This is a genomic window from Acinetobacter sp. UBA6720 (genome assembly GCF_002454215.1).
In the GTDB taxonomy this organism is placed as follows: Bacteria; Pseudomonadota; Gammaproteobacteria; order Pseudomonadales; family Moraxellaceae; genus Acinetobacter.
The window spans coordinates 1-11,011 of record NZ_DKIK01000015.1 but is presented as its reverse complement, the minus strand read 5'-3'; the positions used below and the strand labels follow the sequence as shown (position 1 = coordinate 11,011).

Here is an 11,011-nt window from a genome sequence, read left to right as displayed (position 1 = left end):
CCTATGCACGCTGACTTCGTTCGCGCATAAGTGTTATTGGTGTAATTAGTGTCAAATATTTCACTGATTGTTGGTTTGGGCAACCCAGGTTCTGAGTATGCCCAAACCCGCCATAATGCAGGCTTTTGGTTTGTTGAACGCCTTGCAGAACAATATGGCATTACCCTTAAAAAAGACCCAAAATTCAATGGAATGAGTGGGCGTGGTAATATCGAAGGTCAAGACGTCCGTCTGTTATTACCCACAACCTTTATGAACCTTGTTGGTAAAAGTGTTGTTCCCTTCGCAAAATTCTACAATATTGCTCCAGAAGCAATACTGATTGCTCACGATGAACTCGATATGAACCCTGGTGTCATTCGCCTAAAAACAGGTGGTGGTCATGGTGGACATAATGGTTTACGTGACATAGTTCCTCATATCGGCCCAAACTTCCATCGCTTACGCATTGGAATTGGCCATCCAGGCTCAAAAGAACGTGTTTCAGGACATGTCCTGAGCAAAGCACCAAGCAATGAACAAAATTTAATGGATGACGCAATCCATCACGCATTAGCTCGCACTAAAATGCTAGTGAATGGTGAGATTCAGCCAGCCATGAATCAAATCAATGCTTACAAACCGAACTGATAAGTCAAAAATTTGTTGAACGCTACTGCTTGCCATAGTGTCTTTTTAAAGGCAAAATGCGCTTGCCTGATTGCTTATCCAGCAAGTTCAGTTTGATTTAACCATAAGATAACGATCTTAGGTCCACTCAGGAGACGCTCGTCATGCTATCTCGTTTATTAAAAGCAAAAATCCACCGTTGTGTTGTTACTCAAGCTGAACTCCATTATGAAGGTTCATGTGCAATTGACGGTCTTTTATTGGATTTAGCCGGTATCCGCGAATATGAAGAAATTCACATGTGGAACGTGACAAATGGTAAGCGTTTCAGTACCTATGCAATTCGTGGTGAAGAAGGTTCTGGCATCATTTCAGTCAATGGTGGCGCAGCACATCAAGCTGATGTAGGCGACCTAATGATTATCGCGACCTTTGGTGATTTTACAGAAGCTGAAGCAAATGCACATAAACCACGCTTGGTTTATGCAAATCCAGATAACACTGTAAGTCACATGGCAAACTGTATTCCAGTACAAGTGGCTTAAACCCAATAGATTAAAAAAATCCGCTGCGTGCGGATTTTTTTATCAGCAGAATCATACCATTGTATCAAGTTGGATCAGAACGAAATCCGCTCAGCCAATCCCGTTTACTCTCACAGCCTAAATCTTGTAGCTGATTACCTTTCAATGCCGTAAGTATCGCATTGCCCTGCTCATCGACTTTAAACTCAGCATATTCTGCCTGCTGATAACAATCGGCTAAACCTTCTGCAAATAAAAAACTTCTCGATGCAGGATAAAGCTGGTTATAACGATTATTCGGGTTTTGTAAAATCAGTCGAGCTGTCCGAACATTTTTAGGCGACTCAAAATAGCTATGGATCACGCGCCTATGTGCATCGAGTTCAACATAAGTGAGCACCGAAGACTTGTTGTTAATCACTTCATCAAAATAATGACCTGAAAAAATCTGATCTTGCTGATTGATGTTGGCTTGGTTGTTACTTTCTGGGTTTGAATGCTGTGGCGCAAAATAAAGTTGATAATTTAGTGCCATATAATCACCCTGAATAATCGAACGTGGGTCTACAGGTTGCAAACGCACATATATGCTTTGACTATGGTTTATGTGCCATTCATTTTTAAAGATTAAGCCTAAAAATACCGCGATGCTAAGTAGTGCCAAAACAAGAGGAATCATTTTTTTCATACCCCAAACTCCTCTTTTTGCTTAAATATAGTCAAGCTCAATGTCAGTAAGAGCAACATCAGCCCTGACAAAAACATGCTTAAACTTTTAATCAGAAAGGTCACATCAAGGGAATAATATAAAAACCCTAAAATTACAGCGAAAGTTGCCAGTGCAAATCCATAGATCACTTTATCTTGTGTTTTTAATGCCCATGAAATGATGGCCAAACAAATAAAAATATCGAAATAGCCATAAAAAATCAGTCCTGCTGCGAAAGCAACCAAAATGAAGTGCGCAAATAAATGAAACTGCTTTTGAATATGTAAAAAGACAAAAAGTACAAACCATAAAATCGGCAGACCAAAAGCCAATATCGGAATGTGCTCAATTTTCGCTAATTCATATTTCCCAAATAAAGTATAAAAGCCCATGGAAAATAGAATAACTCCAAGTGCTGCAAGCAATACACTACGTTGATATTCAGTTGGCTGTATAAATTTTATAGTCAGAATTCCCAGATAAAAAACATAATTCCAAAGCGCTAAATAGACAAAATTCTCAACAATATTACGCCAACTGAGATGTGCATTAATATCCCAAATACACGCCACACCTGCTGCATATAAACCCAAAATTTGAACAAAAACAAAGAACCAATGTGTACGCATAAAATAGGCGAGTGCAAGCATCACCAATTGTAAAAATAGAATAGGTATAATTTGATTCATCAAATCAACGGTGTGAAAAATCACCGCAATTTGTCCTGCAACCCAGAGACAATAAGCAAATTGTCTTAAAAACAAACTTTGTTTAGCTTTCAACAAGTAAGCCGCCAAAGCTACAAAGACAATACCCATAATTAAAGAGAAATTCCCCCAAAAGGTCAGCATCAACGTAGCAAAGACGATGCCCGCAATCCAAGCTCCTACCGCAAGTGGAATAGCATTGAAGCGACTATGTGGAATAAATTTAATCAACAGATAAGTGATAAAAGCAAACCACGCAAAAATAATCAGTGCGATAAAAAATAATTCAAAAATTTCATTCTGACCAAACCACTCCGTCACCGCTTTCACAATGACCAAGGTAAAGCTAATGCCCAAGCCAACGGCTGAAAGTGCACTACATAGCTGATCTTTATTTTGATAATAGTAAGCCAGTGAAATGCCCAACAAGAGAAAAGACACGATGAAATAAAGAATGTTTTTATCCGCATAGAGATACATCGCCATATGCCAAACCGAGAGAATGGCAAACCACAGCAAGAATAAATAACGGAGTTTCGAATAATATTTATTGCAGAGATAGAATTGAATCAGTGCAAATACATGAATACTGATTAAGAAGAGGTCTGGATATTGATCTCCCCAAAAGGTTTGGATAAAAAACAGAAACAACGCCAACTGGCTGGTAATACATAAAAGGAAAAACATCCCGATATTCGGACGATATAACCACGGTAAAAGCAGCACAGACCAAAGTAGAAATAATAAATAGCTGTCAGCACCCGTTTGATAAATTTGACCAATCACAGCCAGACTTAAACCAATCATCAAACCACATATACTATGTAAACACTGCACTAGAAAATCATGTTTTGTCAGCCACAGGCTAAAAACCGCACTGAGGAATAACAACAACTGAGGAATAGCCAGTTGAATATTCTTTGGCAACATAAACCAATTGGCAGCAACCAAATACAACATACTGACCGCAATGAGTGTAAAACCAAAAACTTGAAGATGCTTGATGAAGGACTCAGCATTCCAAGGATAATCGTATTGTTGAATTTTAATCAATCCTAACCCCTCACTCTTATTTTTATCTTGATCATTTCAAATCATTCAACCTATAGAAAAACTTCTTATTCATGTTTATGGTTCTTCTCAAGTATTCATTTTTAAACATTAAACTCATACTAAGTGAAATCATACACAGAGAGTGTTGGTCTTTAGCAAACCAATAACATAAACAACCCTATAGCAAAAATTGTTCTATGTATAAAACTGATCATTCTAAAACACCCCCTGTTTTTCTAAATATTTAGCACTATAATGGGCTTACATCGCTTCAGGGCGGGGTGCAATTCCCCACCGGTGGTAAGTTCAGTTGAATGACTCAGACTGAATCAGCCCACGAGCCAGCCAAGCAGAAATCATCTGTTTGGCTCGCAGATTTGGTTCAATTCCAAAGCCGACGGTATAGTCCGGATGAAAGAAGACGACGTGACCAATAGAATCTCAGGTGCAAACCTGTGAGGATTTATTGCTACGCCAATTTTTCAAAGTCCTGAAATGTTCAACCGTACTTTAATTTTACGCGAGCGTTTCAATGTCTAGTTTGATTCAACCCGAAATTTTCTTTTCAGCCCTTTCTCCAGCTGAACAACGTATCCAACAAGCTTTAGAAGATATCCGCCAAGGTAAACCTGTTTTGGTGATGGATGACTTTGACCGTGAAAACGAAGCCGACCTCATTGTGGCTGCCGAAACTCTCACCGTCGAAACAATGGCACGTATGATTCGTGATGGTTCTGGCATTGTCTGTTTATGTCTGACCGATGAATTGGCCGATCACTTAGAGCTTGTGCCTATGGTGTCAGATAACTCGAGTCAGTTTAAAACAGCATTCACTGTAACCATTGAAGCTGCAACTGGCGTGACTACTGGTGTGTCTGCACAAGACCGCACTACCACAGTCAAAGCCGCGATTAAGGATGGGGCTATTGCCAGCGACTTAAACCGCCCTGGTCATGTATTCCCACTTCGTGCACGCCAAGGCGGTGTGCTCACCCGTCGTGGTCATACCGAAGGGACAATTGATTTAGCACGTTTAGCAGGCTTGAAGCCAGCAGGTGTCTTGTGTGAACTGACCAATGCTGATGGAACTATGGCCTCAGGCATTCAAGTGTTGGCTTATGCACAAACGCATCAGTTGACCGTAATCACCATTGAAGAATTGGTGCAGTATCGCATTAAACACGGAGTCTAATTTTTAAGCTCACAATCAAAAAGCCTCCATATTGGAGGCTTTTTGATACAGTACCATCAACATCAAGCAAAGACAGTATAAATACCATAGAGCGCAATGCTGACCAATATCGCGCCACAAACACCTAACAGCTTATTGTACAAAGCGGACTGCGAGAGTTTATTAAAACCCAAATAAACCAAAGACAAGGTGCTGAAGTCTAAAATAATCCAGAGAATGGTCAATAGTACAAGGCTGACATCGACATCGCTGGTAACCCCGATGAACTGTGGGAAAAATGAAGCAAAGAAAATAATATCTTTCGGATTGGAAATACCCACCAAGAAACCTTGCTTAAAACCTCCCTGTACCGCAGTTAACTGCACAGGTGCAGTATCAGGTTCTTGCGCAACAGCTTCTTTTAAAATTTGAAAGCCTAAATAGGCAATATATAAGCAGCCTAAAACTTTAATGGCATTTAGCCAATGCTCTGCAATATTTAAAAAGCCTTTTAAAATCAGCACTGACAAAACAATAAGGACTAAAGAGGCTAAGTTCGTCCCAAAAATGGTTTTTAAGGCTTGTTTATATCCACCTTTTAGACCCGCACTGGCAACCAGTAACATCACTGGGCCAGGTGTTGCAATCATGACCACCACAGCCATACAGTACAGCATGAGTTCAAATACATTTACCATCTAAAAACCCTTTCCCCCAGCCCACGCTCACATACTCTATTTCAGTGACATGAGTATTCTTTTTTATACAAAAACAAAGAGGACTTATTCGTCCTCTTCGGTATGGATGAGATGTTGCCGAATGGCATCAGCGCGTAAAAAAGCCAAATCATAACTGGCTGTCGCAAGGGCAAGAACACGGCGTTCAAATTCTTGCCAAAGTGGTTTCACTTGCTGTGCCTGAATACCTAAACCACTCTCTTCTGTAAAACTCTTATTCTTTTCACACACTTTCAAAGCATGATAAAGCTTACGTCCTTTTGATGCATCGGGACGCAAACGAACACGTTTGGATAAAACAAAAGCTTCGACCTGCTGTACATCTGCAAATGGCAACATCGGTACTAAAATTTGATCTAGTTGTGCATCTAAGCGTTGCCAAACTGAACTATGCTGCTCCGAAGTGTAGGTATTCCACTGAATTACCTCATGATTAAAACGACGGCAGCCACGACACACAGAATCACCAAATACCGTTGAACAACGCCCTGCACATGGGGTCAAAGAGGCAATTCGACGATCTGTACTCAAAACATACTCCTGATAAGCAATCTACCAAAACAAAATAGATTTTGTCTTCGGCAACTGAATATACACGCTCACCTACAACTTGAGAAGCCATTTAAAATGTTTACTTATCTCGCATCTTGATTGAATTCCATGTAAAATATGGGCCTTAAAATTATCTATCAAAATACATTGGAGTACTCCATGAACGCTACTGTAGAACAGCTTGCACCTGTAGAACAGCAAGCGACGACTGGTTGGGTTGTTGCCGCACTTTATCAATTCAAAGAAGTTCTAGATCCTGCTGATCTGCAACAACGTCTTTTAGACTTGGTAAAAACCATCAACCTATGTGGTACTCTGATTGTTGCTGGCGAAGGTATTAACGGTACTGTTGCTGGTGATCGCGCTTCGATTAACACTATTCATCAATTCCTTCTAAATGAAGGTTTCAACGATATGGAATACAAAGAGTCTGACAGTGCAGACAAACCATTTCGTAAGATGAAAATCAAACTTAAAAAAGAAATCGTCACTTTAGGTGTGGAAGTTAAACCACGCGATTTAGTCGGTCACTACCTTGATCCGAAAGAGTGGAATGAACTGATTGCGCGCGATGATGTCATTTTGGTCGATACCCGTAATGACTATGAATATAAAGCAGGAACGTTCAAAGGTGCCATTGACCCGAAAACGGAAACCTTCCGCGAATTCCCTGATTATGTAAAACAAAACTTAGAACAGCATAAAGATAAAAAAATTGCGATGTTCTGTACAGGCGGTATCCGCTGTGAAAAATCTACATCATTACTTCTTCAAGAAGGTTTCAATGAGGTTTACCATCTTAAAGGCGGGATCTTAAAGTACTTAGAAGAAACCCCTGCTGAGGAAAGCATGTGGGAAGGTGAATGTTTCGTATTTGATGGTCGTACAGCTGTCACACATGGTGTCGAAGAAGGTCTAAACATTAAATGCCATGCTTGTGGTTGGCCACTTCTTCCAGTAGAAGCTGAAGAAACCAGTTATGAACACGGCGTATCATGCAAATACTGCATTGATAAAACCACTGAAAAACAAAAAGAAGGCTTCCGTATGCGCCAGTCACAAATTGCAGCAGCAAAACGTAAACGCCTTTGATCATTTGCTCGCTTTATCCAAATAAGCCCTCGTTTGAGGGCTTATTTTTTTATATAGTTCACGTTTTTAAAATTATTTAACAATTTTGTCATGGCGTTCTGATAAATCTAATTCATACTGTACAAATAATAACCTAAAGTGGTGTACTAAAAGTCTCCACATAACAATAAAAATGACGTTCCTAAACGACGAAACATAGGATAATTGCTATGCATAAAATGATCCTTTCGCGCCATCGCGATCTAATTCGTAATGCTGCAGCCAACCGTATTGAACAATATCACCATACCAGTTTCAATCAGATTAAAGCCAAGCTTGAACAACGTACACATTTGTTTATTGTGGTTTTGGGCATGTTGATTGGTTCAAGTATCTCACTTGGGATTGGCTATCACTTAGACTCAACGATCTTCAATTATGGGCTACTCATTCTTATTCCGATTGTATTCGCTTACACTTTACGCAAAGTATATATTCACACCCTGACACATACGCGTTTTGATGAATAGCAAAACAATACATTGCAAATCTTTACCCACATGCGATAAGTCCTTAAGATAACTTATCGCATTTATTTTTCACACGTTTTATGAATCTCACCGAGTGGATCATCGCTATCATGGAACAATTGGGCTATGTCGGAATTGCCCTGCTCATGTTCCTTGATAATGTCTTCCCGCCCATCCCATCCGAGATCATTATGCCCTCTGCAGGTTACTCAGCATCTCAGGGGCAGCTCATTTTAACTGGGGTCATTATTGCAGGATGTATCGGTTCATTGCTTGCAGCAGCTCTACTGTATTGGGTTGGTTATCAGTTTAAACAAGACAGCATCTTCAGATGGGTTGACCGCTATGGAAAATACTTATTTATTAAATCCAGCGATGTCAAAAAATCTTTAGACTGGTTTGAACAATATGGACACCGTATTGTGTTCTTTGGTCGGATGATACCCGCGGTACGTTCACTGATCAGTATTCCCGCAGGGATGAGCCGTATGCCCTTTTGGAAGTTCATGTTTTATAGTGGACTCGGTACAATTATCTGGACAACATTTTTAGCAACAATCGGTTATTACTTTGGTGAAAACCAAGCATTGATGCATCAAATTTTTAGTAAAGTCGGTTATGTGATTATTACCATTGTTGCTGTGCTTATTTCATGGATTCTATACCGCAAACATTTACGCAAAACTCGCAGTTAATTTTTTATTTTTGGGGAAATACATGAAACACTACTTACTGCACTTCGCCGCAGTATATAGCATTGCTTTAGTACTCTTAATCACAGTACTCATCTTTGGTTTAAACCTTGGTGGTTTTACCTTAATTCCAACCTTAGTAGCCTGTGCTTTGATCACTGTAGGACACTTCGTTAAAAAAGAAAAACGCGTTCCAAGTAATCATGAAAAGATTCAGCTGGTGTGGGGCTCAAGTGCTGTTGCCATTATCATTGGCAGTTTTTTTGTCCTATTCTTAGTTGTGATGAATCCCAATGCTGAAGCCATTATGAAATCTGTCGATAATGCTGGCATCGGACTCACAGCAGTAGTGATGTTGTGTATGGTCGCGATTCATGGTGCTATTTTCCATATTGCTTATGGATGGTATGCAACATTTTATGATCAAAAACATAACCATTAGGCTGAATAATGGACATAACCTATCGAAATAAAACTTGAGCATGTCCATTTTTAGACTACTTTTGTACACCCAAAACCTTTTGGCTGATTAACAATACAGGCCGTGCTAAAAGCATTACACAAATGAAAGCAGCAGGCCAAGCCATTAACCATGCATGTAACCAATGTTGGATAAAGTCGGTAATGAAGCCTAAATTTAGCCAAGTCACCCATAATGTCATCAAGAAAGACAATAGCATTGACATTAAAGCTGTATTAAGCAAGCGAAATCTGAGTGTCATATTTTTTTCCTCAATCAACGACTGAGAAATTGTGACTTAATTTCATATTTGATAGAATCGCTATAAATTAAAACATTAATTCCAAAAATGAAATGCTTGATGATCTTTCACTCTTTATTGCTATCGTTGCAGCAGGCAGCTTGAGTCAAGCCGCTAAAAATCAGTCTATTCCAACAGCAACATTAACCCGACGCCTACAACAGCTCGAAAAAACATTAGGATGTAAACTACTGCACCGCACAACACGAGGTATTCAACTTACCCATGAGGGACAAAGCTATTACGAAAGATGCCAACCCCTTATTTCTAGTTTGCAGCAAGCGACTCAAGAACTAAGCCATCATATTTTAGACCCTATTGGTCAAGTAAAATTATTAGCACCAATCAATCTCGCCAATACAATTCTTAAAGCTTTCTGGGCGAGTTTTTTACATAAATACCCAGATATCCGCTTAGAAATTTGTTTAGACAACAAAAAAGATCATCTTTTAAGTACGGGGGCAGATTTAGCTTTACGAATCGGTCAACAGCAAGATACTTCGTATATTCAAAAATATATTTGTAGTCTTCAAACGATGATTGTGGCCTCACCGCAATATCTTGCTCAAGCCCCAAATATTTATCATCCGAACGATTTAAAAATTCACAACTGGATCATCGCGCAACCATTATCCATTATAAAATTACAACGTAATCATGAACAAATAGAGTTCAAATTAGAAAATTTTAGAGCGCAGATTACAAATGAAATGCAGATTTGTACAGAATTAGCCTTACATGGCTTAGGCTTGTGCTATTTACCAGAAAATGTGTGTAAAGCGGAAATAGTGTCGGGACGTTTGATAAAAGTGTTACCTGAGTGGCAAACACCTGTTCGTGATATTTATGCAATATGGCCATCACAAAAATTACTACCAACGCGTGTTCGCGTGGTTGTGGAGGAATTGGTTGCATACATGGCGAATCTCGGATAGCACAACAAAGCGCTCGCTACCCGAGTTAAATATAAAATAAATGTTTAGCTTAATTTGGTGTGTGATACATCAAATAAAGTTCATTTAAGTTCTCTGGAATTTCTTCTGCAAGTTCATCCATTAACTGACCGTTACGACGGAAGGTTTCCATCTGCGGGTCTTCTTCATCAATCCCACTAAAAACCATAATTGGTAAGGTAAGATCGACCAGCTGTTCTTCAAACTCAGGCGTGAACCAAGCATCTTCGTTTAAAAACATTGCATCAACAAAACCAACGCTCCAGTCGCCCAAGCTTGATTCTACATCTGCTTCTTCAATTTCAAAAGGAAACTCAATTCCCTCTTCATTGGCAAGGTTTTGACGAATAGACTCAAGCCAAGCTTTCACTTGCACGATGATCTCGGCAGGCACTTTCTTTTGATTATTATCAAAAAGTTCATCCAACCATTTTGCAAAAGTAGGACCAACTGCAATTGCACACAAAAAACCATGAGTCGCTGCAAAATCTAGACCATACTCATTTTGGTCACCATCTAGATATTCACTCAATAAGTCTAAATCTAAAGCACTCATTTCAAATCCAAATTCAGAAACTGATTAGGGCATTAGCATAGCATTTTCAGACACGATGCTACATCTGATTTTAGTCTTCTTCGTCGTCAAAATCGTCGTCATCGTCGATGTCGTAATCAAAATCTTTAAGCTCACGTTCCAAACGGCGCTGTGCAAGAAGGTCATCAATCAGGCGACGTTTTTCTAATGATTCTTTCGCACTAATTTTACTTGATGACTCATCAAAATTAACATCATCATCAGCGTAGTTATCATCTAGTTCAAAATCTGTAGAAGACACTAAAACTACCTCATAGTGAAAAAATGTGAAGGGTCTTAACCGCTATTTATATGGGTTCCAGAACCTTGTCAAGTTTTATTTGCTTTTAGAGCAATTAATTTGTTTT

15 protein-coding genes and 1 riboswitch are annotated in these 11,011 nt (G+C 39.3%); of the genes, 8 read left to right on the top strand and 7 right to left on the bottom strand.

Translation table 11 applies throughout. From position 1 onward, the window contains the following. Nucleotides 1-48 precede the first annotated feature (48 nt). Entirely contained in the window at nt 49-630 is a 582-nt protein-coding gene (pth, locus tag B4F08_RS01705; protein ID WP_004695508.1) for an aminoacyl-tRNA hydrolase, read from the top strand. A 143-nt stretch (nt 631-773) separates the two neighbouring features. Continuing rightward, a complete protein-coding gene (panD, locus tag B4F08_RS01700) occupies nt 774-1,154 on the top strand; it encodes an aspartate 1-decarboxylase (protein WP_004695506.1) in 381 nt (126 codons plus the stop codon). Nucleotides 1,155-1,218: 64 nt separating this feature from the next. On the opposite strand, the gene B4F08_RS01695 is transcribed toward panD, so the two are convergent. Then, on the bottom strand, nt 1,219-1,821 hold the full coding sequence (locus B4F08_RS01695; RefSeq protein WP_291372736.1) for a GDYXXLXY domain-containing protein: 603 nt from the start codon (nt 1,819-1,821) through the stop codon (nt 1,219-1,221). Beyond that, nucleotides 1,818-3,602, bottom strand: a complete 1,785-nt coding sequence (locus tag B4F08_RS01690) for a DUF2157 domain-containing protein (RefSeq protein WP_291372734.1) — start codon at nt 3,600-3,602, stop codon at nt 1,818-1,820. Before B4F08_RS01690 ends, B4F08_RS01695 begins: the two co-directional genes overlap by 4 nt. Before the next feature lie 264 nt (nt 3,603-3,866). Continuing rightward, nucleotides 3,867-4,029: riboswitch (FMN riboswitch) on the top strand. Between the two features lie 105 nt (nt 4,030-4,134). Between B4F08_RS01690 and ribB the strand changes: the two genes are divergently transcribed. Further along, nucleotides 4,135-4,794, top strand: a complete 660-nt coding sequence (ribB, locus tag B4F08_RS01685; protein WP_086208101.1) for a 3,4-dihydroxy-2-butanone-4-phosphate synthase — start codon at nt 4,135-4,137, stop codon at nt 4,792-4,794. 62 nt (nt 4,795-4,856) lie between these two features. On the opposite strand, the gene B4F08_RS01680 is transcribed toward ribB, so the two are convergent. After that, nucleotides 4,857-5,471 carry a LysE family translocator gene (locus tag B4F08_RS01680; protein ID WP_086208102.1) on the bottom strand — a complete coding sequence of 205 codons (615 nt, stop codon included), beginning with the start codon at nt 5,469-5,471 and terminating at the stop codon, nt 4,857-4,859. 84 nt (nt 5,472-5,555) lie between these two features. Further along, nucleotides 5,556-6,041, bottom strand: a complete 486-nt coding sequence (locus B4F08_RS01675; protein WP_086208103.1) for a DUF1289 domain-containing protein — start codon at nt 6,039-6,041, stop codon at nt 5,556-5,558. Between the two features lie 180 nt (nt 6,042-6,221). Between B4F08_RS01675 and B4F08_RS01670 the strand changes: the two genes are divergently transcribed. From B4F08_RS01670 to B4F08_RS01655, 4 genes are all read left to right on the top strand, one after another. Beyond that, nucleotides 6,222-7,154, top strand: coding sequence for a rhodanese-related sulfurtransferase (locus tag B4F08_RS01670; protein WP_086208104.1), 933 nt, complete (start codon nt 6,222-6,224; stop codon nt 7,152-7,154). Nucleotides 7,155-7,363: 209 nt separating this feature from the next. Continuing rightward, nucleotides 7,364-7,663, top strand: coding sequence for a hypothetical protein (locus B4F08_RS01665; RefSeq protein ID WP_086208105.1), 300 nt, complete (start codon nt 7,364-7,366; stop codon nt 7,661-7,663). Between the two features lie 80 nt (nt 7,664-7,743). Further along, complete coding sequence (locus B4F08_RS01660; protein ID WP_291372731.1) at nt 7,744-8,358, top strand: DedA family protein; 615 nt, start codon at nt 7,744-7,746, stop codon at nt 8,356-8,358. Nucleotides 8,359-8,380: 22 nt separating this feature from the next. Beyond that, entirely contained in the window at nt 8,381-8,797 is a 417-nt protein-coding gene (locus B4F08_RS01655) for an ABZJ_00895 family protein (protein ID WP_086208107.1), read from the top strand. Between the two features lie 55 nt (nt 8,798-8,852). Here B4F08_RS01655 and B4F08_RS01650 read toward each other — a convergent pair whose 3' ends face one another. Next, entirely contained in the window at nt 8,853-9,077 is a 225-nt protein-coding gene (locus tag B4F08_RS01650; RefSeq protein WP_086208108.1) for a DUF2798 domain-containing protein, read from the bottom strand. A gap of 92 nt (nt 9,078-9,169) precedes the next feature. On the opposite strand from B4F08_RS01650, the gene B4F08_RS01645 reads away from it, so the two are divergent. After that, nucleotides 9,170-10,051, top strand: a complete 882-nt coding sequence (locus B4F08_RS01645; RefSeq protein ID WP_291372728.1) for a LysR family transcriptional regulator — start codon at nt 9,170-9,172, stop codon at nt 10,049-10,051. Nucleotides 10,052-10,100: 49 nt separating this feature from the next. Here the strand turns inward: B4F08_RS01645 and B4F08_RS01640 are convergent, their stop codons facing one another. Together B4F08_RS01640 and B4F08_RS01635 are read right to left on the bottom strand one after the other, a co-directional pair. Beyond that, nucleotides 10,101-10,625, bottom strand: a complete 525-nt coding sequence (locus B4F08_RS01640; RefSeq protein ID WP_086208110.1) for a YecA family protein — start codon at nt 10,623-10,625, stop codon at nt 10,101-10,103. Nucleotides 10,626-10,695: 70 nt separating this feature from the next. After that, the gene (locus B4F08_RS01635; protein ID WP_004982817.1) at nt 10,696-10,905 is read right to left on the bottom strand and encodes a PA3496 family putative envelope integrity protein; all 210 of its coding nucleotides are present in this window, start codon (nt 10,903-10,905) and stop codon (nt 10,696-10,698) included. Between the last annotated feature and the right edge of the window lie 106 nt (nt 10,906-11,011).